The organism is Pseudomonas sp. ZS1P83, assembly GCF_054897825.1.
This window is the reverse complement of record NZ_CM142706.1, coordinates 2,887,259-2,914,147: the sequence shown is the minus strand read 5'-3', so window position 1 is coordinate 2,914,147 and position 26,889 is coordinate 2,887,259. Positions and strand designations below refer to the sequence as shown.

The window sequence follows — 26,889 nt, the reverse complement described above, 5'->3', positions numbered from 1 at the left end:
TTTAGGCGCCACTCGTTGTTCCGGTTCTATGCGTCGGGCAGGTCGCCAAAATACGGTGTTCGATCCCATCGTCCAGCAGTCCTAACGTCGCATCGGTGAGTAGCTTGCCATCCAGACTGAGTGTGTGTGTTGCGTCTTCGTTTTGGCGCACCTCGATGTGGTAAAGGGTTGCACCGAACCAATAGTGGAGGGTGAAACCCGGCCAATCGGCTGGCAGCACCGGTTCAATGCGCAGCGAGTTGGCGCAGCGTGTCAGTCCCAGCAGTGATTCGACGATCAGGCGATACGTCCAGCCCGCCGATCCGGTGTACCAGGTCCAGCCGCCGCGTCCTGTGTGGGGCGCAACCCCGTAAACATCGGCGGCCATCACATAAGGCTCAACCTTGTACGTTTCGATTTGTGCAGCGCTGCGACGGCTGACGGGATTGATCATGCGTAGCAGCTCCCAGGCCTTTTCGCTGTCGCCGAGACGGGCGAAGGCCATACTTGCCCAGACAGCAGCGTGAGTGTACTGGCCACCGTTTTCGCGTACGCCGGGTACGTAGCCTTTGATGTAACCGGGATCCAGTGCACCCTTGTCGAACGGCGGATCCAGTAATAACACCACGCCGGTATCGCGCCGGACCAAGTGCAGATCCAGTGAATCCATGGCCGTTCGGCGCCGTACCTGCGATGCAGCCCCGCTGAGCACCGACCAGCTTTGCGCTATGGAGTCGATACGACATTCCTCGTTACTCGCAGAGCCCAATACCTGGCCGTCGTCGAAGTAAGCGCGGCGGTACCAAGCGCCATCCCAACCCTGATTTTCCAGGCTCACACGCAAGGTTGCCGCCTGGTCGGTACAACGCTGGGCGAAGACCATGTCGCCTTCCAGCTGCGCAGTACTGGAGAATTGCAGCAGCACCTCGTAGCCGAAGAAGCCAAGCCATACGCTCTCACCAAGGCCTTGCTCGCCAACTCGATTCATTCCGTCATTCCAGTCTCCGCCCCCCATCAACGGCAGCCCATGGGATCCGCGCTTGAGGCCATGCTCAATGGCGCGCGCGCAATGTTGATAGAGGCTTTCCTGGAGTTGCGAAGTGCCGGGCAGATCGTAGTAGGAGTCTTCGCCAGCATTCAGTGCGCGTCCCTCGATATAACCCACCACCTCGCTCAGTACGCTACGATCACCGGTGATGTCCACGTAGCGGCTGGTTGCCAGGGGCAACCAGAGAAAATCGTCGGAACAGCCCGTTCGCACACCCCGACTTTGCGGTGGATGCCACCAGTGTTGTACGTCGCCTTCGGGGTACTGATGCGCGGCGCAAAGCAGCAGGTGGCGGCGTGCGGCAGCCGGGTCGGCATGGATCATTGCCATGCTGTCCTGCAATTGATCACGAAAGCCAATGGCTCCGCCGGATTGGTAATAGCCGCTACGCGCCCAGAAGCGGCACGCGATGACCTGATACATCAGCCAGCCGTTGACGAGCACATCGATGGCTGGATCGGGCGTCTGAATTTGTATGGCCCCCAAGGTCGTGCGCCAATGCATACGCACAGCGTCCAGTTCACCCGCCGCGGCCTTGGCGCCGCGGTATTTCTGCACCAGGTGGGTGGCTGATTTGGCATCCTGCTCGGCGCCGAGACGGAACACCACGTCCTGGCTTTCGCCGTCCGCCAGTTCCAGTGCGACCTGCATCGCTGCGCACGGGTCGAAACCACCACCGCAACGTCCAGACAGTCGGGCACGAGACAGTGCTGCCGGAGTTTTCAGGTTTGCGTTGCGACCAATAAATTCGGCACGATCACCGCTAAAACTGCGCCCCGTCGAGTCCGTGTCGAGAAAGGCGACGCGCCCGGAGAACTCGATCGAAAAGGCGTTGCGCGCGAATAGCGCGCCACTGAATGGGTCCACCTCCGTGACCACATGCATGGCCGACTTGCTGCGCAAGTCCCCCAGTACCCACTCCACATAGCACGTTGCCGACAAGCGCCGCGGCCGGCCGCTGGTATTGCGAATTTTCAGGCGCGAGAACTTGATCGGTGCATCCAGCGCCACATAGACCCACAACTCCGTTTGGATGCCGTCCTCTTCATACTCGAATACGCTGTAGCCGAAACCATGGCGAGTACGGTAAAGGCCACTACCTGGGCAGGGTTGCGGGGTCGGCGACCAGAAGTGGCCGGTATCTTCGTCGCGCAGGTACAACGCCTCACCGCTGGGGTCAGAGATCGGGTCGTTATGCCAAGGGGTGAGACGATATTCGTGAGCATTCTCGCTCCAGGTGTAAGCTGCGCCGCTTTCGGAAATCACCGTACCGAAGTGCGCATTGGCCAGCACATTGGCCCAAGGCGCGGGTGTGGGTTGGCCTGGTCGCAGGGTCACTACGTATTCGTTACCGTCCGGGCTGAAGCCACCGAAGGGGTTGCTCAATATCAAGGCAGGGTCGGTTTGTGCGGCACAAACCACAGGGGGTTGCTCCACTCGCACAAGACTCGGTTCGAGCCTGGGGAGCAGAGGGTCCGCGCGGCGACGATGGACCTGATCGGCCAGACTGCCGTGGCCGTCATTGAGTACCAGGCGGGCCACCGATAGCATCAGTGTCCGGTCCTCGCCCGACAACTGTTGCGCCTGCCGCACAAAAATCCCGCCAGGACGGTCGACCAGGCTCGCTTCACTGCCCGAGGTAACCAGCCCCATAATCAGGTCTTGCAGTTGCTGGCGATAGCCGGCCTGATCCTCGTTCCAGATCACCAGATCTACCGACAGGCCCTTCAGACGCCAATAGGCATGAGCTTTGACCACCTGCTGCACAAACTCGATGTTAGCCAGATCGCTGATCTGCAGCAGCACGATGGGTAAGTCGCCCGATATCGCCTGGCCCCAGAGGCTGGACTGGTTACGCCGGTTGGCCACCAGCACGCTGCTCTCGGCCCGTAATGCAGCGCTGGCGTAGATGATCGACGCGGCCATCTGCTCGAACAGACGTGCGTCGCTCAGTGAAGCGTTGAGCTGGCGCAGCAGCACCTGGCTATGGGTCCAGGCCAAGTCAAAGACGCGATCGGCCAGATGACGGTCGCGGTACTTGTCGATCAGGTGCAGGCAGTTGTCACGGCTATCGGCAAGGCCGGTCACCAGGTCGATGGTCGCCGTTTGACCGGGGTCCAGGGTGATGCGACAACGTATCGCTACAATCGGATCAAGTACCGGGCCTGCGGTTCCTGATAAATGTTCGACCTCATCGTCCAGTGCCGCCGGGGCCACGACACTGCGTCCACGACCGATAAAGCGCGCACGGTCGGTCTCGTAGGAGAGCGCATCGACATGCACACCATGCGCTGCCAGCAAATGACACATCCAGGGCACTGTTTCCTGGCTGGAGCGTGGCCGACGCGTGCAGATGATTGCCTGCAGCGGGTGCAACAGCTCGGTCTGCACGAACAGATTACTAAAGGCTGGGTGCATCGCATCGCTGATGGCCGAAGCCAGCACTACCTCGGCGTAGCTGGTGAGTTCAATACTGCGGCGCGTTTGCGCGCGGTTGGTGATGTGCAAGCGGCGCAACTCGATGTCGTCCTCCGGTGATACGACGATTTCAGTATGAGTGTCGAAGTCTTGCTCACGTACACGGAATTCGGCACGGGCATCAGTGAAGATGGCTTCGTAGCTTTCCGGATGGCGCAGCGTCGGTTGGTGCGCGGCGGACCAGAACGTGCCGCTTGCAACATCGCGCAGGTAACAGAACATACCCCAGTTGTCGCAGGTGAAGTCTTCATGCCAACGGGTGACAGCAATCTCGTTGCTGCGGCTGTAACCTGCGCCGGCACTGCTGACCATCACATGGTAGCGGCCGTTGGAGAGCAACTGCACCGCAGGGCGTTTGCGGTCAGGATCGGAAAAGACTCGCAGCTTGGTTTCATGTATTCGTGATGCCCGGTCCGCAGCCGGCGCGCTTGCGGCATGCAGGTACTGTGCGGCGGTCTTAGGCACACGCTCCTGCAACAGCAGGGTGGTCGCCTGGAATTGCGGGTCGGATTCGAAACGTCTCTGCATCGGACGGTCAAGTAGCAGGAAAGTCAGCGCGAGCAGGCTCATGCCCTGGTGATGCGCCATAAAGGAATAGACGACTGCGCAACGCTGCCCGCGTTGCAAGCGCGCCTCGGTGAAATCCACGGCTTCATACAGGCCATAGCGCCCATCCAGGCCCAGCGCGGCAAGACGCTGCAGGTTCCGGCACGAGGCCTCGGGGGCCACCATCAGCGCCAGAGCGCTGGCATAGGGGGCGACAACGGTGTCTTCGCCAAGGCCTCGCTTGAGACCCAGGCCTGGTACACCGAATGCGCGATACTGGTAGTTGGAGTGACCATCCTGAATGTTGTAACCCGACTCGGAAACCCCCCAGGGAATGCCCAACTGATTGCCGTACTCAATCTGCAAGGCGACCGCTGCGCGGCAGGTCTGGTCGAGCAGGGTACCTTCGTAGTTGGGCATTACCAGCATGGGCATCAGGTACTCGAACATCGAGCCTGTCCATGACAGCAGCACGGGTATGCCGCCGCTGCTGGTGAGCAGCCTTCCAAGGCTAAACCAGCCTTCTTGAGGTAACTGGCCTTGAGCGATAACCACATAGTTGGTCAGTCGCGCCTCTGAGGCCAGCAAGTCGTAATAACCCGTATCCAGCTTGTGCTCGCTGGCGTTATAGCCAATAGCGAAAAGGTTGCGCCGGGAATCATAGAGAAAGGTGAAGTCCATGTTCGCCATGGTGTCGGCCAGATTGGCCAGGCGGGTGACCGAGGCAATGCGCTGCACAGCCAGGCGCTGCACAGACGTCACTTGAGCCTGCTGAGCCGGCAACCAGCGAGCGACATCGATTTGCGCCAATTGGCGCCAGCTGAGTGCCAACGGCTCTGCCCTGTCGATGGCGGGCGGCAGTCTAAAGCGCAGCAGCTCGGCCTGCAGATCCTGACATTGCGCGCACAATGCCTTGAGCCAGAAAGCGGCCTCACCGACCGTCGCCAAGGCGCTGAGGGCAGTGGGTGCATTCATGCGCTCCAGCAAGGTCAGGAGCGTCTCGGGGGCGTCGTCAGGGTTCGAAACAATCCGGGCCTGCGCCAGGAACGCTTCGTCTTGCAGGGTTCGTACCTCGGCGTCGTCCAGGCCCGCGGCGAGAAGGGTGTCTTGCAGCACATTCAGGGTGTCGATCAGCCCATTGACCACCCGCAGATCAAACAGTGGCGCATCAATCAGGTCCAACAGCCCTGGGCGCAAGGTCAATAGCAGCCCTGCCAGATTTCCGCTATCTACCGTCGATACGTAGAGCGGTGGCAAGGGCTTGAGCGTCAAGGTGTCATACCAGTTGTAGAAGTGCCGGCGGTAGTTCTCAAGGCCAGCCATGCTGGACAAGGACTGATCGAGGCGCTCCAGTAGCCGCTCGCCACTCAGATAGCCAAAATCATGCGCGGCCAGATGGGACAGCAGCGCCATGCCCATATTGGTCGGCGATGTACGGTGTGCAATGGCAATGTAGGGCTGCTCCTGGATGTTGTCAGGGGGTAACCAGTTGTCGGCCGGACCGACGTATTGATCGAAGAACGCCCAGGTTTTGCGCGCCAGGGAGCGCAGGAAGCGCAGCTCCTGCGCTGAAGGATTGAACTTCGCCCGGGGGGAAGGCCGGCTGAGCCACCAAGCGACAGCCGGGCTCGTCAGCCACAGCACCAAAAAAGGTCCGGCCAAGGCGAGCACGTTCGGAGTGGGTAGTAACAGTACAAAAAGGACCGTCGTCAGCAATGGGGCTATCCACATTGTGCGGTACAGCTCAGATAGCGTGTTGCTGTCGCTGCGTTCCACTTCCCGTGAAGGGTTCCACTGCAACAGACGACGCTTGCTGATCAGCATGCGCCACAGCGTACGGCCGATTGCATCCAGGCTGTATAACGCTTCGAACGGCAGCCAGACCAGAGGAAGGACCGCCCGCATAAAGTGTTGGCTGGAGGTGCCCAGGGCAGCGGTCAAATGCTGCTCGATCGGAACGTCGACGGTTTTGTGCATGAGCTCCTGCAAGGCGCTCGAAAGCGGTGGGATCAGTACCAGGATAAGCACCGCGAAGGTCCACGAACGAGGCTCCATTGCTCCAAGCCAGCCCCACAGCAACATTATCAGGAAAGCGCTCGGCTCCAGACTGCGCCGAAGATTGTCAAAAATTTTCCAGCGCGCCACGGCGCAAAGACGATTGCGCTCTAGCCCTCCACCTGCCTTGGGTGTCCAGGGCATGACCCAAGGCAGCAACTGCCAGTCCCCGCGAATCCAGCGATGCCGGCGCTTGACGTCGGCGCTGTAACGGGCGGGGTATTCTTCAAACAGTTGCACGTCGCTGAGTAACCCCGAGCGGGCATAACACCCCTCGATCAGGTCGTGGCTCAGGATGCGGTTCTCCGGGAAACAGCCTTCCAGGGCGTGCTCGAAAGCATCCACGGCGTAGATTCCTTTGCCAATGAATGAACCCTGCTGGAAAAGATCCTGATAGACGTCCGAAACAGCACGGGTGTAAGGATCGACGCCAGCATCGCTTCCGAACAGCCGGGCATAGGAAGAGCGTGCAGTGCTCGGCAGGCTGATGCCCACTCGCGGTTGCAAAATCGCATAACCGCTGATGACATGGCCCTTGTGCGGGTCGAACACGGGGTGGTTGAGCGGGTGCTCCATCGCGCCGATGCATCGCTGTGCAACATCACGTGGTAATTGGGTATCAGTGTCGAGGGCGATCACGTAACGAACGGCAGTCAGTGCCTGGATATTGCCCACGATCAGTGAAAAGTACTCCAGGCCCCGGCCTCGCAGCAGGGCATTAAGCTCGGCGAGTTTGCCGCGTTTGCGCTCATAGCCCATCCAGGTGTGCTCGGCCTCGTTCCAGCGTCTTGGTCGGTGCAACAGGAAAAAGCGGTCATTGTGTGGGTCGGGGTATTTCTGATTTAACCCTTCAATCAACCGCCGTGCCAGCAACATCAGGCTCGCATCCTGCTCCAGCTCCTGGGTGGGGGCATCCATGAAATCGGTGAGCAGGGCGAAGTGCAGATTGGCATCCCGATTGGCCAGGAAGCGTACTTCCAGGCCTTCGACCAACTCTTCGACATCCACGCAATGGGCTATCAGGGTGGGAATGACCACCAACGTGCGCGCTTGCAGCGGGAGACCCTGGCTGTAATCCAGTCGGGGAAGAAAGCTGGGAGGCATGGTGAGAGTGATCAGCCAATTGACCAGCCCGATGGCCAGGCGGCTGGACATCAGCAGCGCGGGTATCGCGAGCAATACCAGCAGGTATCCAGGCCTTGCGTCGCGATAAACGGTCTCAAGGAAAGGCCAGGCGAACAGCGTTGACAGGGTCAGCACCAGACCCAAGTAGAAGGTCAGCGGTGCGCGCAGCAGCAGGCGTGACCATTGCTCGCCCAAGGGCACTCGAGCGGCAATTCGATGCTCGAGTTCATTGAGCCCAGGGCCCACCAGGTAGTAACCCACATGTGCAGCCACGTCACCCTCGGGCGGGGGCCTTATCCGGGCATCGGCCAGGGCGATGGCCGCTTGTGCGACGCTTTTTTCAGCCTGGTCACAGTTCCTGGCCAAGCGTTCGACCACGTGCCGATAGTGATCACGGGTCGCGAAATCCATACGCGCGTAGACCCCTGCCGGATCTGTGCGCAACACATGCTCGACGTGGCTCAGCTGTTCGACGAACTCCTGCCAGTCGATGGCCGACAGCAGACGCAAGCTGGCGATGCTGTTGCTGATGGACACCTGATCGGCGGCTTGCTGCTGGGCATCCACCTGCACCAGGCGTTCAATGTTGAGTCCTGACTCGCTGAGCATCTGCTCGATCCAGGCCAATGGCAGTATCAGCGCGGCACTTTGCCCTTGTAGTCGTCGCGCCAGTTCAGCGACGAATGATGAGGTCATCGGCGGCTCCGAGCGCGCCATGTCAGCTACCGTCAGGACCACGCTTTTGGCATCGCGCTCGGCGGTTTCGATCAAGTGATCGGCCCAGTCATTGGCCAGGTTGCGGTCATCCCAGTTAGCCATGACGCGCGAAGCTACTCGCCGCAGATTCTCGATCAGAGCCAGGCGTAGCATGATCGGAATCGCCCACAATTCGCCGAGTGTGAGTGGTGTTATCGTCTGATAGAACACTACAAAACGGCTCAGACTCTCCTCATCGACCCTGCCGTCGCCATGTGAAATGGTCTCCAGAGCGATGTCGTAGACCCGTGGCAATCCTGCCGACGGGCCATCGGCCAATTGCGGCAACTCACGGCTGTAGCCTCGGGGCAGGTGAGACTTGGTGGTGCGAATTTGTTCTTCGACCAGGTAATAGTTGTCCAACAACCATTCCGCTGCCGGTGTTGCACGCCGGGCGGACAACGGTGCCGCAGTGAGCGCCTTGCAGCTACTGGCTAGCGTCGTCTCGTTGTCGGCCAGGCGCGCCAGCAGCGAGTCTTTCGCCGTGCGGCCGCTAATACGGTGCTGTTGGGCCAGTAGAGTTCCATGGCCGGCCATCTGTTCGGCGCTGAACAACTCCGAGCGCAGCAGTGATTCGTACTCGAATTTACGACGTGATTCGCTCCACTGGCGATAGTAAATGGCAGGCAGACGCCAGAACCGGAAGAAGACGTGGGGCCAATGACTGTCCGTGTTTCCTTGCATGACACGCCCTCGACGAATGGAGTGATGAGGGTGGGAGTGCTCCCGACGCAGCTCGAGACCTGATGGCTGCGTCACGATCACCTTGCAGCACACAACGACGGCAGGCTTGTAGTCTGCCAAAAGCGCTGGCCGATGTTTGTATGCCTAGCGAGCATAGCTGCGTCAGCGGCTGATCGGAATGTTATGTCCACCTGACTTGCGACATAACGGACGTTGGCGTCACACCGTCGCAGTGCAGGGCTTGAGAGCGCACTTCACTACGTCGCGCCGGTAGGAGGGAAAGAAGAATACATTCAGCGCGGGATGCGCAATATCGCACCGTATCTCCATGATGGGCGGGTTCCTGTTTAAACAGACTTCCAAACAAGGAATCGAATGAGCACCGATAACCGCCGGGCTTTTTCAGAATGGGCTAAGGCGAACCCATACCGTGTGCTTCTGAGAGGGTGCCAATTTGGGGGCCGGGAACAGCGAGCAGCAGGACGGAACCACTCGAGTAACTGCGCTATCGCAGCATTCATGCATCCCCCCGCCTATTTACCTGCGAGCTGTTTGCTTGCTTGTATAGTTCGCCGGTGAGGAATAGATTCGGTTGTGAACCTTTTTACACCCAAAATTGAAATGGATATCGCCGTGACTCAATCCCGATTGCTCGTTCACAACCGTACTTCCTGACGTCAGCAACCTCTACTTTATCGTCGAACAAACCCGGGCCGTAAAGCCTTTCGAGAAAGTGCATTAATCCAGTGCGGTGACCGAATGCGCGTGATGATTCTGGATGATGATCCCTGGATAGCAGACCTTCTGAAACAGCTGGTTTTGAGCATCCGTCCGCTGGCGCAAGTCGATTGCTTTGGCGATGTTGCCAGTGCCTTGTATGCCTGGCAGCAGAATGTCTACCAGATGGTCATGGCCGACTGGAATCTACCGGATGCCAGCGGTGTAAGCCTGTTGCAAACAATTCGCGCACAGGATCTGAAAATACCGCTGATTATGATCACCGGGCGCTCCGATCGAGAAAGTGTCTTGGCAGTCAAGTCTCTGGGGATCAGCGCTTTTTTTACCAAGCCGTTTCAAGTGTCACGTGTCGTTGAATGCCTCAAAGCGCTCCTTCCTGCTGATACGTCTGTGCAAGTGCCCGCTGTTATTGATGAAAACCTGATCGACTATCTCAGCGGATTATCCACCCATGAACTGGACCTGCCGTTACTCGCTCAGGTGAAGGAAAAACTCCAGCGGGGATATGGGGGAGAGCAGCTGGATATTCGCGAATTGGTCCAGGATTGGCAGCATGATCCGGCGCTGTGCGCTCACCTGATTGCGGCAGCCAACAGCGCGGCTTATCACGGGGTGGGCCAACCCTGCACCAGTTTGATCGATGCCATTAAACGATTGGGAGGGCTTACCAGTGTGAATCTGGCGTTGAGCCAGGCCCTGCGGCAGGCCAATACCCAAACCAATGGGGTGCTGATGACCCGCATGCAGACTTATTTGGATGATGCCGAGGGTCTGGCTGAGCAGGTTGTTTTCCTGGCTCGACGATGCAAGCTGGATCCGACGCCACTACAGAGTGCTGCGTTGCTGCACCGAATAGGCGAGCTTTGTGTGCTTTATCAAATCCAGAAGTGGGAGGGCCAGGGGCATAGGGTGGATGAAGAAGTGCTCACCCATTCCCTGCGTGATTTCGCCGCCCCCTTTGCCATCAAGTTGAAAGCCTCCTGGGGACTCCCTCAAGCACTGCGTGAGTTAATAGGCGCGATCTATGCGTTGCCTCCCATGCAGATACGCCGCGAACAAGTGGTCATGCGTCTTGGGGCTGCTATGAAAAATGGAGAGCCTGAAGTGGACCTCGAAAGACTTCAACGATTGGCGGGCCTGGCCTGAGCGCATTCGGGGACACGACAGGGCGTCTCACCGCCGAAAACCGAACGAGGATTATTAAAATACAAGGGATTTGCGAGGGTCAAAGGAATTGCGCGACACGTCGTATATCTATATATCCGTTCTATTCCCTTGGCTCAAATATGCACATCTTTATCCACGGGGTTCATGGTTAACGTGATGCATACGAACTAGTTGCAGCGGCTCTCAACAGGGTTCGAACTTTAATATTGAAGGCTTGAAGGTCTTCTGCAATGGGACAATGCGGGTGAGAAAACATAAGTTTTTTGCATTGAGTTGGGGCGTAGCTATCACTCTGGTGGTGGGGTTAGGGGCAAGCATTCTGGGTGGCTGGATCCTCGAACGCATCAACGAGCAGCAGGCTCAAGAAGCGATCGCCGCCGCCACCGAGGAAGCCGCAGAGTTGGTTTTAACTCGCCTCGATCTTTACCAATACGGATTGCGTGGCGCTCGTGGAGCAGTGCTGATAGCGGGTGAACATGGCATCAGCCGCGAAGTTTTTGACCAATATCACCAAACGCGCGACCTCGCTGCCGAGTTCCCCGGCGCAAGTGCTTTGGGCTTTATCAGGCGAGTACCGGAGCGCGATGAACGCGAGTTTCTCAAATACGCTCGGGCCGATGGCAAAGCCGATTTCTCCATTCGTCAATTCTCGCCCCATTCAGGCGAGCGTTACGTTATCCAGTATGTCGAACCGGCTGAGGGAAACCAGGCTGCAATTGGTTTGGACATTGCGTCGGAAACCGCACGGCGAGAGGCTGCCCAATCCTCGATACAAAGCGGTAGGGTACGGATTACCGGGCCCATCACTCTGATACAGGACACAGGGAAACCGCAGCAGTCTTTCCTGGTGTTGATGCCCATCTTTCGCGGCGGAGAGACACCGGCGACCGCTGTTGAGCGAGAGGCCGCAGCGTTTGGCTGGAGCTATGTCGTGTTGCGGACAGAGCAGGTACTGAGGGGCCTGCGCATAGAAAATGAGACGGTGCATCTGCGGCTGAGGGATATCACCGTCCCAGGGCAAGAGAAGCTGTTTTATGAAAGTATCAACGACTCGACTAGCCATGAAACGCTAATGACACACCAGGTGGAGCGCGAGGTATACGGGAGGCGATGGCAAGTTGAACTCAGCGCGCACCCGTTGTTCATCCAGCGCCTGCATCAGGTTTCACCAAAGGTCGTCCTGTTGATGGGGGTTTTGCTTACTCTACTTCTGGCTACGCTGGCGGGTGTTGCGAGTGTCAGCCGGCAACGCCGGCGGCAGATATTCGCCGAACAGGCAAGGCTGGCCGCCATCGTCGAAAGCTCGGCCGATGGCATTATTGGAAAAACACTCGATGGCATCGTCACCAACTGGAACAAGGGTGCCGAGCACCTTTTTGGCTATACCGCCGAGGAGGCTGTTGGCCAGACGCTGGTCAGTCTGGTTGTTCCTGAGGAGTTTGTAGCTGAAGAAGCCCATATCCTTGCGCGCATAAGGGCCGGGGAGAGTATCACTGGCTTTGATACCCAGCGCCGCCGTAAAGATGGCCGGCTGATCGATATCTCTGCCAGCATTTCACCGATTTATGGCGAGGGTGGTCGCGTCATTGGCGCCTCCAAGACGTTAAGGGATATCTCGGCGAAAAAAGCAGCAGAGGCCCGAATTCTCGAACTCAATTCAAACCTGGAGGAGCAGGTTGCTCAGCGAACTTCCGAGTTGCGGCATCTCAATCTATTGTTAGGCACCGTGCTGCGCTCGGCCACTGAGGTCTCGATCATTGCGACGGATCTCGATGGCGTTATCCGTGTGTTCAACAAAGGTGCCGAGCATTTGTTGGGCTATCACGCCGATGAGTTGCTGGGGCAGCGCACACCTGAATCGATACATGTGCCAGAGGAAGTCGCTGCTCGCGGCGTTGAACTGAGCGAGGAGTACGCTCAGGCCATCGACGGTTTCCGTGTGTTGATCCATAAACCTGAGCTTGAAGGTGCAGAAACCCGGGAGTGGACTTACATACGTAAGGACGGCTCGCGGTTTCCTGTCACGCTGGTGGTCACTTCCATGCGTGATGACGACGGGAAATTGAGCGGCTACCTAGGCATCGCGGTGGACATCACCGAACGTAAAGCGGCGGAAAGGGAGCTGGCGGCGAGCCTGGTGACGACACAGAAACAACGTAGTGAACTGATGGCGATTCATGATCAGTTGCTGATGGCTGCTGAAGTAGCCGAACTGGGCGTCTGGTCCTGGACGTTGGCGGACAATGCCTTGCAGTGGAATGATCGTATGTTCGAGTTCTACGGTCAGCCACTGACGTTGCGCAATAATGGTCTGGATTATGAGCACTGGTATTCGCGAGTTCACCCCGACGATGCGGTGGCAGCGGCTGAAAAGCTGAGTGCCGCCGTCGAGGGGAGTGGTGTGTACGACACCATTTTCCGTGTCGTCCGCCTGGACGGCCAGATCCGCTTCATACAGGCAGGTGCGCAGGTCGAACGCAGTCCGAGCGGTGCGGCGCTGCGTGTGACGGGTATCAATCGGGACATAACCTCCCAGCGCGAGCTGGAGTCACACCTGCTGTACGCCAAGGAACAGGCTGATACCGCGAGTGCGGCCAAGTCTGCCTTCTTGGCCAACATGAGCCATGAAATACGCACGCCGATGAACGCCGTGCTGGGCATGTTGCAGTTAGTGCAGAACACTGACCTGAATGGTCGTCAACTCGACTATGTGACCAAAGCACAGTCTGCTGCGAAATCACTGCTGGGCTTGCTCAATGACATCCTTGATTACTCCAAGATTGAGGCCGGCAAGCTGCAACTCGACGTGCACCCGTTCGAACTCGAACCGCTCATGCGTGACCTCTCCGTTGTGCTGGCCGGCAACCAAGGCGAGAAAGAAGTCGAGGTCATGTTCGACTTGGACTCCAATCTACCCAACGACCTGATCGGCGATAGCCTGCGGCTGCAACAGGTGCTGATCAACCTGGCGGGTAACGCCCTCAAGTTCACCCTGGAAGGCCAGATCGTGGTCAGCGTCGAGCAACTGATGCGCACGGAAAACTCTGTGAGCTTGCGCATCGCCGTTTCTGATACCGGTATCGGTATCAACCCGGAGCAACTTCAGCGCATTTTTGAAGGATTCACTCAGGCCGAGGCTTCAACCACCCGCCGCTTTGGCGGCACCGGTCTGGGCTTGGTGATCTGTAAGCGGTTGGTCAGCTTGATGGGCGGTGAGCTTCAGGTGGAGAGCCAGGAGGGCATGGGAAGTCGCTTCTGGTTCGATATCACCCTGGACGTAGCTCCGAATTCGCTGCTGAGATCTGACAGCCCTGGAGTCGATGTGTCCATACGGATACTGGTCGTCGACGACAACGCCATGGCGGGTGAATTGCTGTTGCGAACAGTTCATGCATTGGGGTGGGAGGCCGACCACGTGAGTGGTGGCACGCAAGCAGTGGAATGGGTGAAAAACGCCCAGGCGAGAGGCGAAGCCTACGACGTGGTACTGATGGACTGGCGGATGTCCGATATGGATGGGCTGAGCGCTGCACAATTGATCCATCAGCAGGGCAACGGCGTACCTCCTCCAATGATCATTATGATTACCGCTTACGGCCGTGAAGTGCTGGCCGACGCAAACGAGATGGAAGACGCTCCCTTCGTGGGGTTTCTCACCAAGCCTGTCACTCCCAAGCAGTTATCCGACGCTGTTCAGCAAGCACTCAACGGCAAAGGCCTTGCGCAGTCACTCCCGTCCAAGTCAACTGTTGACAGGCCGCAGCGCCTGGCCGGGCTGCGGCTATTGGTGGTGGAAGACAACATGCTTAATCGGCAGGTTGCCGATGAGTTACTGACAGGAGAAGGTGCTCAAGTGACGCTGGCTGAAGGTGGTCTGGAAGGTGTGAGCAGGGTGATGGCTGAGAAGGTGCCCTTCGACGCCGTGCTGATGGATATCCAGATGCCGGATATTGATGGCTTGGAGGCGACCCGTCGCATTCGATCGAATCCACGCTTTGCAGCGCTGCCGATAGTGGCGATGACCGCAAATGCCTCCAATACTGACCGTGAGGCCTGTCTTGCTGCGGGGATGAATGAGCATGTCGGCAAGCCCATAGATCTGGAACAACTCGTCGCAACATTGCTTTTGCAAGCGGGCCTTGAGGATCGCCAGGCATCTCCAGGCTCGGGCCAAGCCAATAGAAAAGGCGTGATCGAGTCTCGTGCATCGATCATTGACCGCTTTGGTGGCGACCTCGATTTGATCCGCAATGTGCTGCGAAACTTTGGCCCTGAGCTAGAAAAACAGCTTGGCCGATTGCACGATCAGATCCAGCGGCAAGACGCATCGGGGGCAGCTTTCTTGCTCCATTCCATAAAAGGCAGTAGCGGGACCATGGGTGCCAAGGCGGTGTCGCTACTGGCCGGCGACCTGGAGCACACACTGAAATCCGCAGATGCAGAGTCTGTAGCGCGCCTCTTTGCTGACGCAACATGGTTTGATGAATTAAGCAGGTTACTGCAACAAAGCCTTGAACAGATGAATGTCGACTTTGGTCAGAGCCCGAGCGCAAAGGTCTGTGTTGACTCCGAATTGATGGCGCTCACGCAATGGCGAGAATCCCTTGAGGAGATTTTGCTGTTGCTGGAAGCGGGCAACCTTCAAGCCATAGAGCTGGCAGACGCATTGGCGTCAAAAACGCCGCAATCCCTGCGCCCACAGTTCGACGAACTGGTTGTCATGGTGCAGTCGCTAAACTTTTCCGCTGCGATGCCGATGGGTCGTGAACTGTTGAGATTTGCCTAATGGAACAATCGATGGAAACCTGGTTGCCACACCCCCATAACCGTCCAAAACTCCTCATTGTCGACGACCAGCCGATTAATATCCGGGTACTCCATGAGTTGTTTCGTGAGGACTGTGATGTGTTCATGGCCACCAGTGGTGAGCAGGCGATCACGGTATGCCAGACTCAACTACCCGATCTGATTCTGCTGGACGTGGTTATGGAAGGCGTGGACGGGCATGAAGTATGCCGTCGACTCAAGGCTGACCCTGCGACCCAGGGCATCCCCATCATCTTCATTACCGCACAGCAGCAGGAGTCGGATGAGGTACTAGGTCTGGAACTTGGCGCGGTGGACTTCATCAGCAAACCCATCAATCCAATCATTGTTAGAGCACGTGTGCGAACACACCTGACCCTGAAACTACAGAACGATCTGCTGCGCTCCATGGCATTAATGGATGGCCTTACTGGAGTGGCTAATCGACGCAAATTCGATGAGGACATATTGGCGGATTGGCGCCAATGCTTTCGAGAGCAAAAGCCGCTGTCGCTCATCATGGTGGATGTGGATTTTTTCAAACGCTACAACGACCAATATGGGCACCAGGCTGGAGATGGCTGCTTGAAATCTGTTGCCCAAGCGCTATCTGAAACAGTTAAACGACCCTACGATCTGGTCGCTCGGTATGGTGGCGAAGAATTTGCCTGCATTCTACCCAATACAGGTCTTTGCGGAGCGGTCCAACTTGCAGAAAAAATGCAAGAGCATATCCGGGCGCTGGGTATTGAGCATTCTGCTTCTGATGTAGATCGTGTGGTGACTCTTTCAATAGGCGTCGCAACATTGACGCCCACTGACGACCTTGAATTCAAGGCGTTGATAGAAGCTGCGGACAAGCAACTTTACGAGGCGAAAAAAACTGGCAGGGCCAGGGTATGTTCATCCTTTAGCGATGAATATCTTTAATCCTTTTTCTGTAAATAGCTCGGTTCCCTGGCCAGGCAAAGCGATCAAGCCAACGAGCTAATTGTACGGAGCGTTGTCGATCGTGGTCACAATCTTGGCTTGGCGGTCATCGCCGAAGGCGTAGAAACAGCCGACGTGCTCGATGCGCTGGGCGATTACCACTGCGGCATGGCCAAGGGTTTCCACGTCTTCCGACTGGTAAGCGCCGAAGCGTTCATGCAGTGGTATGAAGAGCGAGAGCGCCAGTGGCTCAACAGCCTCTCAGCGACTCTGTATACATCCGATGACAAGCGATCCCGTTGCCCATTGAACGCTACTGGCCGATTGCTGCCAGTCGGGAAGGGCCACAATCGACCCTATGCAGACGTTCGCAAAGTTGCAGGGTGGCTAAGGATTTTAGCGACCATTCCAACCCGCTGCCGGAAGCGGGGAGACTACTGCGAGGCATGAGCGAGTACGCGAAGCTTTAAGTGATCGGGTGCGGCCTCTATGGGCTTCGCTGTTACTCCGTGGTGAATTGCCGCTCGACGTATCGAGCGAAGCGGTTAAGGACGATTTGCCATTCCTTGCGCTGCTGATCTTCTGGTTGCGTTGATTCGGCGTCGAAGGTCTGACGAATCGTGACGCCCTTGTCAGATTCGACAAAATCTAATCGAACCACGCGGCCGTCGTCGTCTCGAAATTCAATCAGTCGGTTTAGCTTTATCTGCGTGTAGGTGGCAGCGAAGTCGAATCCCAGACCGCCGTCATTGGCTTCAATGCGTAACAACAGCTTCCCGCCAACCTTCAGATCATTCGATGCCCTAGTGGTGTGCCAATCGTCAGAGGCGTCCCATTGCACGATGTCCTCGGGATTGTTGAAAGCTTGCCAAGTGTCAGCGATGGAAGCGGCAACACTCGTTTCGATGTTGATTTTCATAATGTAATGATCATTTCTTTAGTTCAGCAAATGGAAGCACTGAATGACGATTGAATCCATCGGTGAAGCACAACATCAATGCGTTGCCCTTGCAGGGTCAGCACTGAGCGGTGTTAGATCGCGCCTCCCGAAATGGCGGCTATTGGCCGATTTCGGCCCGTCATGACTGATGGAAATCCACGACCCATAGCGGTCAAGAGTTTGCTGTCGATTGCTAGATTACACACAGCCACGTCCCGGGTTTTGTATGCTAGCTCAAGCTTCACTCGAATCGCCCAGGTATCCCTGAGCCGGCGTGGCGCTTTTTGCCCCACGAGCTTTCCTTTGTTCCAGGGCGCCCGGCTCGAATCTTGGTTACGGTCATGGTTCGTCCTCCGTCTGAATGAATGACTAGAGTGCATGTCCAACGGAACTGACCGCCGACCGCCCTAAGTGAGCATCACCGGGATCTGGCCCAGTATTTAAGCCGATATCATTCAATAACTTACAAGCCGAGTAGAAAAATATGAATCGTCGTAAAAAAATAATTCAGTTATTAAAGGCTCACGCCAAAAAGGCTAGTGCCAAATTGGCACCGCCAAGCAAGTCTAAATACATTAGTAAAGCTGACCGATTGAAGCTGGCTGCTGAATCCAGTCACGACTCAATCATTTCCTCTGAGAGCTGATCTATGTAGCTTAAGCACCACCGGAATTTACAAATTTGATTGGGCTATTCATTCCGATGGCACATACCGCGAGGACGCGGCCTAACAATTCATTCAAGCCGAAACCCCTTCTCGGCTCTGAATCGAACCAGATTCCCTCGGTACATTCGACTGCCTGCTTTTGGCCGATAGCTGCCTGTCACGAAGGGCTGAAATCGACCCGTAGCGGCCGGTTGTACCCGGCAGATATTCACCCAGTGAACAGTTAAGGGATATTTGGGGTAATCATGACGTAGCATGGCTACATATGATCAGCTTCCGGTGTATCCGGAATGGCAGCCGGGCCACTGAGGCGAGTGAATGGTTTGTTGCTGGAGTCATGGTTTGCGGCAGCGCTTTATTCAGGGGCAAAAAGCTGAAAAAATCGAGAGTTTTCGCTTATGTCGGGGAGATAATGTTTGGCTACCACATCACCTGTTCACACTCTGCGTACGCTGTCCGAACTTGATTACTATGACAGCAGGTCGATCCCGCTCCCCGCTGAAATCACCGTTCTTGACGCTTGGAACATCATGACGGCCGAACCGGGACTGCTCATGCGGCTAGCTTTCCGAGCAAGGGACGCGATTTCCTCGTTATTCGGCGTGAAGCGGATCGGCGGGTTCTCCATCGCTAGGCGAGAGACAGTGCAAGCGGGCGAACAGCTGGATTTCTTTCTGGTGGAACATTGTGCCCCCGACATGTTGGTTCTGACCGAGCGTGACCGACACCTGGATGTCATGATTTGTCTTTCGATAACAGATCGTGTGCTTATGATCACATCCTCTGTCGTCACGCATAACGCCTTTGGGCGCATCTACATGTTGCCAGTAGGTCCAGTGCATAAGCTGATCGTCAATAGTGATCTCAGGCGACTGAAACGAAAGCTAGAAGGGATGGCATCAAATCTCACGAGCAAATAGATATATACGCTTGAGCGGGAAAGCCCGGAGCTCTCGCCAAGTAATATCCGCACCTTCCATCAAAGTCGCGAAACTTCTAAGTTGTGCGACGACTCACTCGCGCCTTACGGTAAAGGATTTGCGATGTACCTGAGTCTTTCGCAGGTGCTCAATTATCCTGCGACATGAAATGCGATAGATGTGGCATTGCGAAGGATGGGAGGTGAACGCGATACCCTCGGGTACCCACGCTGACGAGTTCATGTCTGTCACGACTGACCGGAAATGGCCGATTGCTGTCTGTTATGAAAAGTTCAGCTTTCGACCCATAGCTGCCTTTGATTAAGGTTGGTACGGAGTCTGTACGAGCGTATCGACTCAGCCGTTGAACAGGCCTAGATAGCTCATGAGCGACTAATCGTATAGGCGAGCTGAGCCGTATCGCTGCGTAATTTATCGAATTTGTCATTTAACTCGACATGGCCTGGCTTCCAAGTAAAAACGCCGTCCTCATGGCTCTGGCCGAGCACAAGATCGTTGAGCGAACCCATTCCTCCATAGGCCGACAACACATAAGCGATCCCGGAGTAATCAGAGTTGAGTAGTCGCGCTCGTGCATTGCGCGCCCAATGGCTCCAGTGAGCCTCTCCGTCGCTTTCAAGCACCTCCGCAAGCTGGTCAAGCACGCAAATCAGTTCTTCAGTTTTTGGCCCCATTTCTTGATGTCATCCAAAGTAATTAAGTCATGACGGGAAATATGCCGTCGAGTATGCCTTGCGAGCTACGCTGAACAAGGTGCCGTTTCGGGAACCTAATTTTCACCGGCTACTTCTGGCCGATTATGATTGACCGACATCGACCCAAAGCAGACAGTCCCGTCTAACTAAAGAAAGGACAGAAATTGGCACCAAAAGCGTCTGAAACAATCAAGTTGTTATGCGTCGATCATCATTTGTTCGAACTCATGGGTGAGCTTTTCAAACCGTGGCGCATCACAGACAGGGCAAATAATAGGCATTTTTCGTCCCGTAAACATGGACTTAAGGCTACTGCACTTCACACAACGCAGATGTGTTCTTAAGTATGCCGTCAAAGGTTCGACAAGCTGCTCGTTTAACCGACTTGCCAGAAAAGCGACCTGAGTTCGGTCAAACTGATTTGTCAGGCTCAAATGGCGAAGGTGCGTACAGCGAGCGAGACTAGTGATATCGTCGACCTCGAGCGTCGCATTAGCCAGCGAAAACTTGGTGAGCTTGGAAATACGTGACACAGGTTCGATTGAGTTAAGGCGTATAGGTGATGAGCCTCCACCCAGATTGCCGGACAGACGCAGTTCGGTCAGTTCGCTTAGCTCCTCAATTCCGTCGAGTCGACGCAGCTTTGGGAAGTCTTCAACTGCCAGATGCGTCAGGTCTCTCAGCTTGAAAACAGGTTCCAGCGCTTCAATTTTTGTCGCCCATTCCAACTTCAATCGGCGCGTATTAGTTAACTTATCGATCCCCTCAAGTGACGGTAGTTTGAGGTTGTATAGGCGTAGTTCGATTGCTGTACATCTAGATAGCACTGTCGGCCATATTTTTGCTGAAACGTTCCGAAGATCAAGCTCATCTCCTTCAGAAAGTTGTTGTTCGGGGAACTGGCGATCTAGGCATAAAATCATGTTTCACCTCCTACGCAATTGTTCCGTGAAGCGAGAGAAGAGGCCCCTGAGGCTCCGTGGAGGCAGAGCCTATCGATTCATAGCTACCGGTCACGCTGCCTTTCAATACCCCACTCCTGCGCGAGTGCCGTTTAGCCAGTTATAGCTTTTTCTCAATAGCTTCGATGGCTGCCACATAAGCATCATTGCCGATCCCGACTTGGCCCCACACCTCACGTTCTTCTCCGCCTTGACGGTCATATTGTTCATCAGCATCCCAAAGCGTGAGTATCTGGTTCGGAAAGCAGTACTCATACCGGTCGAACTCATGGGCGCCGGAATCGTCCGAGGCAGCCATTAGTGAAAACAACTCAGTTGCAGATATAGCAAAAACATCAACCCCTCTAAACATGAAGTTGAGCTGAGAGTTTCCGGAGACGCCTATGAACTGGACTTCATCGCCTGGGCCATACTCAAGCTGGATGGAAGCTTTGCAGAAATAATCGACGCGGCCATAGGATCGTTCTAGCGGGAATCCATTCACAGACATTGCTTCCCTTGCTGCTGCGCGTGAAGCGCCAAGTCGTGCGGGGCCTATTGCTTCCAGCGGCAAAATTTCGAAAACAGGCATTCACAATGCTTCCTGAAAATGAACAACCTAATCATTAACCGGGTGCGATTTCAACATGTTAAAGCGTCGTTCCCAAAGACCGCTTTTGGCCGACAGCTGCCTGTCAGCCTGGATCCATAGCGGACGGTCCGTCTGGTGAACCTAGGGACTCTGTATTGGTCACGGGTCCACCAAGCTAGCCTGAGGCAATTCGCCAGCACCTGACGAAGGGATTAGCAGGGTTTTGCAGGAGATCGAACCGAATGCTCGCTTCGCTGCCGCTCTATTAATTTTTGCACTCCGCCAACACCACTTGGCAGGTATCGGCGTGCCACCGGATCGGCCGGCATAGCGTATGCAATTAGCCAGGGATTTTTTGCGAGCCGTTCAAGGTGGAGCCCCAAGCCAGGCCGCTCCCTCGCCGGTAGTGGGTAGCGCTTTTGCATAGCGGCTTGAGCCTAGCTTGGGGTCGAATAGCGAGCCGGGACAGTTTACCTGCACATCCCGCTGTCAGCGCCAGGGGCAGAAGTGGTCGTCAGGCCTGCGGGGCTCATCGAAAATGGACCCCGTAGGTGCTTATGGATGACAATCACTCCTCTGAAACCCCTGAATACTAAGCGGGACGCGGTGCTTCAACAGGTGGGGTGCCGTCGTGAAACATCGTCTTCAGTTGAGCACGCAGTTCCGGTGAGTCAGTGTGCTTGTGAACACTGACCGCATGCTGTGCGGCAGCCTCGAGTAGTTCGTTTTCAGAGTCTGCGGACAGCGCGACAGAGCATTGGGAATCGCTTGGAAACTCGCGACAGTCGATGTATTTACGCGCCATGATCTTCTCCTCGCTACGATGAAGGCAGGCCGTGGCCTGCGTGAACGATCACTCGACGCGCCGCCCCCTACATCAAACACGATCGCATGTCGCACCGAGTGTGCCGACTCTCAAAGTATAGGCCCGCCACAAGGCGCATCGTGACAGGCTTGCAACGACTAAGTCTTCAGGATTGCCGACATTTCGGGTTGGAGGAGCGCTTTTTGTCCAACCAGTTTCCCTTTGTTCCAAGGCTGACGAGCAACAATGATTGAAGTGTTCATGACATAGCCATGCACTTTTCCCATTACGAGGATCGCACCATGCGCAAATATATTCTGGAATACCTGTTCAACGGCGAGCCACGCACATACATGTTTGAATTCAAGCAGCCCCAGCTGTCCATACATGAGGCGGCGATGCACCTGCTACAGCTGCATTTTGGGGATGGAGAGAACAGCCTGATCATGCCCACTGCGGACGCGACGCCGGAGGAGATTTTAGAGCAGGCTGCGCGGGTAGGGCTGACGCAGATCAAGATCGTCGATCAACCCAGTTGAGGACAGGTGCAGCGACCAGCAACGCACGCCTCGGCAGATTTGAATTTGCCCGGAAGCGACTAGTCGTCGTCCTCACTCGAATCCACGTGCCCTATGACTTTCAACTCCCGTCGATTGCCGACATCAAAGCTGGCAGAGATCACGGCGAACCGAGTGCTGGATCAAATCGATCCACCTGCGTAGGCGCGGTCCGCTGTGGCGAGGGGGCGGGGCCTCCCTCGCCACGGTTTGCTCAGCGCAATCAACTCCCCACCTGTTTATTCAACGCTTCTTCAGCCGCGGCAATTTCAGCCTGACGCTTGACGATCATGTCGCCAATCGGCGGACCCTGAAAGCGTCGGGCTTCAAAACCGAACCAGACGATGGCCGTCAGAACGAGAAAGCCTATGGTGATGTACAGCGCCCAATCGTTCGGTGGCTGGATGCCGATGACGAAAATGATCACCATCGAGAGGATTGAGAGGATGGCGAACACTGAGTACCAGAAGCGCCCCATGTTCCACGGCCCCATGGTTGGCCACTTCGAAGTCCCGTAGGTAAACAGGCCCAGCACGATGGGGATGACGAAGGAGAAGAACAGGAAGATCACCGTGCAGGACACCACGATGGTATAGACCGGCGTCGCACCGACCGATATCACCGACGATCCCCAGACGAACAACACCGCGAGGGTGGCACCGGTCCAAATCGCCGCCACCGGGCTGCGAAGGGTAGGCGAGACCGAGGCCAATGTTTTGGAGAAGGGCAGGCCGCCGTCACGTGAGAACGCGAAGATCATGCGTGAGACCGAGGTCACAGTCGCCAACCCGCAAAGAAACTGCGAGATGAAAATCGCCACGTACAGCGCCGTTTTTACCGTCGGGTTCACCTGAGTGTCCATGGCCCAGAAAAACACGGTCCAACCATGCTTGGCCGCCTCATCCATGCTCGGCAGCATCAGCACAAACGAGCTGAGCATGACCCAGCCGAACAACAACGACCAGACCACCGACATGACCATGCCGCGTGGCACTGACATGGCCGCATTTCGGGTCTCTTCCGAGGTGTGCGCGGAGGCGTCATAACCCGTGATGGTATAGATCGGCAAGAGCAGGCCGAGCATGAAAATCCAGCCGTTCGACACCTGTGGCCAGACGCTGCCGCCCGCCTCGCCGGAGTAGTTGCTGAAGGTCCATAACCGGGCGAAATCATAACTGGGCGCCGATATCAGACAGACGATGGTCAGCGCGAGCGCCGTGGCGAAGATCAGATACCCCGAGAAGTCGGTGAGCTTTGCCGTCAGGCCGATACCCAGGTGGTTACACAAGGCCTGGAGGCCGGTCAGGATCGCCAGAAAAATCACCCGGGTCGTGGTGGTGTCTTCCATCCCCAGAGCCGGTCCGAAGGCACCGAAAAAGAAGTAATAGGTACCGACGTTGATTGCGCCGAGCACGGTGACCAGCCCCAGCAGGTTGAACCACGCGGTCAGCCAGCCGGTGAAGCGGTTACCGAGAATCGAGCCCCAGTGATAGAGGCCGCCGGCGGTGGGGTAGGCCGAGGAAATCTGTGCCATGGCCATGGCGAAGACCCCGGAGATCAGGCAACCGATCGGCCAGCCGATGCCGATTGACGCACCACCCGCACCCGAGGTGCCCTGGGCAAGTGAGTTGATACCACCCGAGAGAATGCAGATGATCGAAAAGGAAATGGCAAAGTTGGAGAAAACGCCCATCCGTCGCGACAGCTGCTGGGCGTAGCCCATGCTGTGCAGCACCTTGACGTCATCGTCTTGCGGCGCGCTTGTGCCGGGCTGGCTTGCTGGCTTCATGTTGTGTGCCCCTTGTCAGGTTTTGGTACAGGCCGAACTGAGCCGCCGTAGGCTGCGACCTTTGTTTTTTTGTAGGAGCAGCCGGTCGACGCTCCTACAGACGGCCGTGGTACGCCGCGTCGAAAATTTCTGCCGCGCCATTTCGGGTCAATGGCAGCGGGTTCCCGCCAGCGCAAGGGTCGACAACCGCCATGTCCGCGATCAGGTCGGCCTGCTGGTCATCCACCCCCAGCTCAAACAGCGTGTGCGGCACGCCGATGTCCTTGCGTAACTTGAGGACGAAGGCCAGAAAACTGTCGAAGCCGGGAGAGGGCAGACGCAAATAAGCCGCGAGGCGGGTGATGCGTTCCTCGATGGCCGGGCGATTGAACTTCAGGACATAGGGCATGAACACGGCATTGGTCATGCCGTGATGGGTGTCGTACAGGGCGCCCACCGGGTGTGAGAGGGCGTGCATCCCGCCCAGACCTTTCTGAAAGGCGGTAGCGCCCATCGCGGCCGCCGCGAGCATTTCCGCTCGCGCCTCCAGGTCCGAGGGTGTGTGTACGGCTCGCACCAGGGCATTGGCGACCAGGCGCATGCCTTCCACCGCAATGCCTTCGGCCATGGGATGAAAGCCGGGGGCGCAATAGGATTCCAGGCAATGCGCAAAAGCATCCATGCCGGTACCGGCGGTGACCTTTGCCGGCATACCGACGGTGAGGGCAGGGTCGCTGATGACCACGCGCGGCATCATTTTCGGGTGGAAGATGATGCGCTTGGTGTGCGTACGCTCATCGATGATCACCGCCGCACGGCCCACCTCGGAGCCGGTACCCGCCGTGGTCGGCACCGCAATGATCGGGGCGATGCTGCTTTCGTCGGCACGTGTCCAATAGTCGCCGATGTCTTCGAAATCCCAGACCGGGCGGGTCTGGCCGCTCATGAAGGCGATGAGCTTGCCCATGTCCAGGCCGCTGCCACCGCCGAAGGCGACCACGCCATCGTGTTTGCCGGCGCGCCAGGCCTCGAGCCCGCCCGCCAGATTGGCTTCGACGGGGTTGGGTTTAAGGTCGCAAAACAGCGCCACGCCAAGGCCGGCGGCGCGCAAGGCGTCCACCGCTGACGTGGTGATTGGGGCACGCGCCAGGCCACTGTCGGTGACCAGCAACGGTCGCTGGATTCCTTGGCTGCGGCAGATCTCGGCGAGTTCGGCGATGCGGCCGACACCGAAGCGGATGCTGGTGGGATAGTTCCAGTTCGCGGTCAGGCTCATGGCTCAGATCTCGTGGCGCAAATGGAAGGATTTCACTCGGGTCAGGTGGTCATAGCCCAAGCGCGACAGCGTGACGCCGCGCCCGCTGTTCTTCACCCCTGTCCAGGCCAGAGCCGGGTCGAGGTAATCGCAGCGGTTCATGAACACGGTGCCGGTGTCGATCTCGTTGCCCAGACGTTCGGCGGCGGCAAGGTCTTGCGTCCAGATGGAGGCGCTGAGCCCGAACTCACTGTCGTTCATCAAGACAATGGCTTCGTCGTCGCTGGCAACGGGCATGATGCCGACCACCGGACCGAAGCTTTCCTCACGCATCACTGACATTTGATGGGTGACATCCACTAATACCTGCGGCGCGAGGTAGGCGCTGCCCGGCACGTCGGCAGGAAAATCCTTTGGATCGATCAGCGCCCGAGCGCCCTGTGTCAGTGCTTCGGCGATCTGACTACGCACGAATTCAGCAGCGCTCGGTGTCACCAGCGGACCGAGCGTGGTGGCTTCGTCCAGCGGGTTGCCCAGCACGTATTGGCGAGTCAGGGCGACGAAGCGTTCGACAAAGGCGGGGTAGATTCTCTCATCGACATAAATGCGCTCCACGGCGCAGCAGCTTTGCCCTGCGTTGAAGAAGCTGCCGTCCACCAGGTTTTCCACCGCGTGTTCGAGGTTGGCGTCTGCGCGGACGTAGGCCGGGTCTTTGCCGCCAAGCTCCAGGCCCACGCCGAGGAAACCTCCGACAGCAGCGTGTTCCATGGTCTTGCCGGCTTCGACCGAGCCGGTGAAGTTCACCTGCTGCACGCGTCCTGAGGCAATGATCATCGCGGTATGGAGATGACTCAGCTGCAGGTTTTGGAATAATCCTTCGGGCAGATTGGCACGGCGAAACGCCTCGGCGAACCGTTCACCCACCAGCAGCGTTTGCGACGCGTGTTTGAGGATGACACTGTTCCCGGCCATCAGCGCCGGGATGATCGTATTCACCGCCGTCAGGTAGGGGTAGTTCCAGGGTGCGACGACCAACACCGTACCCAGCGGCTCGCGTTTGATACAGCGTCGAAAACCGGCGACAGGCGTGGGTTCAAGCGCCGTCAACGCTTCAGGCGCAATGGCAATCATATGGCGGGCACGCTCTTCGAACCCGCGCAGTTCGCCAGCGCCAAAGCGCACCGGGCGGCCCATCTGCCAGGCCAGTTCCGGCACGATGTCAGCCTTCATTGCCAACATCGCATCCACCGCGGCGCTGCAAAAGGCGGCGCGTTCGCTCAGCGGCCGACGTTTCCATTGCGCCTGGGCAGCTTCGGCAGCCGCCAGTGCCTGATCAATCTGCGCAGCATCGGCGCAGCGGCGTTCGGCGTAGACCCGGCCATCGACCGGTGAGATGAGTTGAATGGTCGAGGTCAT

General features: G+C 57.1%; 16 protein-coding genes and 2 pseudogenes. 7 read left to right on the top strand and 11 right to left on the bottom strand.

Going from position 1 to position 26,889, the window contains the following annotated elements; all coding sequences use genetic code 11:
• Position 1 precedes the first annotated feature (1 nt).
• Positions 2-8,671, bottom strand: a complete 8,670-nt coding sequence (locus ACYZT0_RS13840) for a GH36-type glycosyl hydrolase domain-containing protein (RefSeq protein ID WP_462046313.1) — start codon at positions 8,669-8,671, stop codon at positions 2-4.
• Positions 8,672-9,430: 759 nt separating this feature from the next.
• Here ACYZT0_RS13840 and ACYZT0_RS13835 point away from each other — a divergent pair.
• From ACYZT0_RS13835 to ACYZT0_RS13820, 4 genes are all read left to right on the top strand, one after another.
• Positions 9,431-10,555 (top strand): HDOD domain-containing protein, encoded by a 1,125-nt coding sequence (locus ACYZT0_RS13835; RefSeq protein ID WP_462046312.1) that lies wholly within the window; start codon positions 9,431-9,433, stop codon positions 10,553-10,555.
• 259 nt (positions 10,556-10,814) lie between these two features.
• A complete protein-coding gene (locus tag ACYZT0_RS13830; RefSeq protein ID WP_462046311.1) occupies positions 10,815-15,362 on the top strand; it encodes a PAS domain-containing hybrid sensor histidine kinase/response regulator in 4,548 nt (1,515 codons plus the stop codon).
• A complete protein-coding gene (locus ACYZT0_RS13825) occupies positions 15,362-16,312 on the top strand; it encodes a diguanylate cyclase (RefSeq protein WP_462046310.1) in 951 nt (316 codons plus the stop codon). The genes ACYZT0_RS13830 and ACYZT0_RS13825 overlap by 1 nt, the downstream gene beginning before the upstream one ends.
• Positions 16,313-16,339: 27 nt before the next feature.
• Positions 16,340-16,762 (top strand): EAL domain-containing protein, encoded by a 423-nt coding sequence (locus tag ACYZT0_RS13820; protein ID WP_462046565.1) that lies wholly within the window; start codon positions 16,340-16,342, stop codon positions 16,760-16,762.
• A gap of 52 nt (positions 16,763-16,814) precedes the next feature.
• Here the strand turns inward: ACYZT0_RS13820 and ACYZT0_RS13815 are convergent, their stop codons facing one another.
• Both ACYZT0_RS13815 and ACYZT0_RS13810 read right to left on the bottom strand, forming a co-directional pair.
• Entirely contained in the window at positions 16,815-17,231 is a 417-nt protein-coding gene (locus tag ACYZT0_RS13815; protein WP_462046309.1) for an SRPBCC domain-containing protein, read from the bottom strand.
• Positions 17,232-17,428: 197 nt separating this feature from the next.
• Positions 17,429-17,632 (bottom strand): annotated as a pseudogene (locus ACYZT0_RS13810) (hypothetical protein); the annotation flags it as partial.
• Between the two features lie 104 nt (positions 17,633-17,736).
• On the opposite strand from ACYZT0_RS13810, the gene ACYZT0_RS13805 reads away from it, so the two are divergent.
• On the top strand, positions 17,737-17,898 hold the full coding sequence (locus ACYZT0_RS13805; protein ID WP_462046308.1) for a DUF2986 domain-containing protein: 162 nt from the start codon (positions 17,737-17,739) through the stop codon (positions 17,896-17,898).
• Positions 17,899-18,335: 437 nt separating this feature from the next.
• Positions 18,336-18,839 carry a DUF2867 domain-containing protein gene (locus ACYZT0_RS13800; protein ID WP_462046307.1) on the top strand — a complete coding sequence of 168 codons (504 nt, stop codon included), beginning with the start codon at positions 18,336-18,338 and terminating at the stop codon, positions 18,837-18,839.
• A 383-nt stretch (positions 18,840-19,222) separates the two neighbouring features.
• Here ACYZT0_RS13800 and ACYZT0_RS13795 read toward each other — a convergent pair whose 3' ends face one another.
• From ACYZT0_RS13795 to ACYZT0_RS13775, 5 genes and pseudogenes are all read right to left on the bottom strand, one after another.
• Complete coding sequence (locus ACYZT0_RS13795; RefSeq protein ID WP_462046306.1) at positions 19,223-19,534, bottom strand: DUF6966 domain-containing protein; 312 nt, start codon at positions 19,532-19,534, stop codon at positions 19,223-19,225.
• Between the two features lie 218 nt (positions 19,535-19,752).
• A complete protein-coding gene (locus ACYZT0_RS13790; protein ID WP_462046305.1) occupies positions 19,753-20,478 on the bottom strand; it encodes a leucine-rich repeat domain-containing protein in 726 nt (241 codons plus the stop codon).
• 139 nt (positions 20,479-20,617) lie between these two features.
• Positions 20,618-21,088, bottom strand: a complete 471-nt coding sequence (locus tag ACYZT0_RS13785) for a hypothetical protein (RefSeq protein WP_462046304.1) — start codon at positions 21,086-21,088, stop codon at positions 20,618-20,620.
• A gap of 265 nt (positions 21,089-21,353) precedes the next feature.
• Positions 21,354-21,593, bottom strand: a pseudogene (locus ACYZT0_RS13780) (hypothetical protein).
• 87 nt (positions 21,594-21,680) lie between these two features.
• A complete protein-coding gene (locus ACYZT0_RS13775; RefSeq protein ID WP_462046303.1) occupies positions 21,681-21,893 on the bottom strand; it encodes a DUF1059 domain-containing protein in 213 nt (70 codons plus the stop codon).
• 302 nt (positions 21,894-22,195) lie between these two features.
• Here ACYZT0_RS13775 and ACYZT0_RS13770 point away from each other — a divergent pair, with 302 nt between their 5' ends.
• The gene (locus ACYZT0_RS13770; RefSeq protein ID WP_462046302.1) at positions 22,196-22,432 is read left to right on the top strand and encodes a hypothetical protein; all 237 of its coding nucleotides are present in this window, start codon (positions 22,196-22,198) and stop codon (positions 22,430-22,432) included.
• Positions 22,433-22,673: 241 nt separating this feature from the next.
• Here ACYZT0_RS13770 and ACYZT0_RS13765 read toward each other — a convergent pair whose 3' ends face one another.
• From ACYZT0_RS13765 to ACYZT0_RS13755, 3 genes are all read right to left on the bottom strand, one after another.
• Positions 22,674-24,239 carry an amino acid permease gene (locus ACYZT0_RS13765; protein ID WP_462046301.1) on the bottom strand — a complete coding sequence of 522 codons (1,566 nt, stop codon included), beginning with the start codon at positions 24,237-24,239 and terminating at the stop codon, positions 22,674-22,676.
• Positions 24,240-24,333: 94 nt separating this feature from the next.
• The gene (locus ACYZT0_RS13760; RefSeq protein WP_462046300.1) at positions 24,334-25,494 is read right to left on the bottom strand and encodes an iron-containing alcohol dehydrogenase; all 1,161 of its coding nucleotides are present in this window, start codon (positions 25,492-25,494) and stop codon (positions 24,334-24,336) included.
• Between the two features lie 3 nt (positions 25,495-25,497).
• Complete coding sequence (locus ACYZT0_RS13755; RefSeq protein WP_462046299.1) at positions 25,498-26,889, bottom strand: aldehyde dehydrogenase family protein; 1,392 nt, start codon at positions 26,887-26,889, stop codon at positions 25,498-25,500.

Excerpts from the sequence above, each read along its gene's own strand:
- ACYZT0_RS13785 (WP_462046304.1), bottom strand. The coding sequence starts at position 21,088 with ATGCCTGTTTTCGAAATTTTGCCGCTGGAAGCAATAGGCCCCGCACGA.
- ACYZT0_RS13760 (WP_462046300.1), bottom strand. The coding sequence starts at position 25,494 with ATGAGCCTGACCGCGAACTGGAACTATCCCACCAGCATCCGCTTCGGT.
- ACYZT0_RS13790 (WP_462046305.1), bottom strand. The coding sequence starts at position 20,478 with ATGATTTTATGCCTAGATCGCCAGTTCCCCGAACAACAACTTTCTGAA.
- ACYZT0_RS13840 (WP_462046313.1), bottom strand. The coding sequence starts at position 8,671 with ATGCAAGGAAACACGGACAGTCATTGGCCCCACGTCTTCTTCCGGTTC.
- ACYZT0_RS13830 (WP_462046311.1), top strand. The coding sequence starts at position 10,815 with ATGCGGGTGAGAAAACATAAGTTTTTTGCATTGAGTTGGGGCGTAGCT.
- ACYZT0_RS13815 (WP_462046309.1), bottom strand. The coding sequence starts at position 17,231 with ATGAAAATCAACATCGAAACGAGTGTTGCCGCTTCCATCGCTGACACT.
- ACYZT0_RS13755 (WP_462046299.1), bottom strand. The coding sequence starts at position 26,889 with ATGACCTCGACCATTCAACTCATCTCACCGGTCGATGGCCGGGTCTAC.
- ACYZT0_RS13770 (WP_462046302.1), top strand. The coding sequence starts at position 22,196 with ATGCGCAAATATATTCTGGAATACCTGTTCAACGGCGAGCCACGCACA.
- ACYZT0_RS13765 (WP_462046301.1), bottom strand. The coding sequence starts at position 24,239 with ATGAAGCCAGCAAGCCAGCCCGGCACAAGCGCGCCGCAAGACGATGAC.
- ACYZT0_RS13825 (WP_462046310.1), top strand. The coding sequence starts at position 15,362 with ATGGAACAATCGATGGAAACCTGGTTGCCACACCCCCATAACCGTCCA.
- ACYZT0_RS13805 (WP_462046308.1), top strand. The coding sequence starts at position 17,737 with ATGAATCGTCGTAAAAAAATAATTCAGTTATTAAAGGCTCACGCCAAA.
- ACYZT0_RS13795 (WP_462046306.1), bottom strand. The coding sequence starts at position 19,534 with ATGGGGCCAAAAACTGAAGAACTGATTTGCGTGCTTGACCAGCTTGCG.
- ACYZT0_RS13775 (WP_462046303.1), bottom strand. The coding sequence starts at position 21,893 with ATGGCGCGTAAATACATCGACTGTCGCGAGTTTCCAAGCGATTCCCAA.
- ACYZT0_RS13835 (WP_462046312.1), top strand. The coding sequence starts at position 9,431 with ATGCGCGTGATGATTCTGGATGATGATCCCTGGATAGCAGACCTTCTG.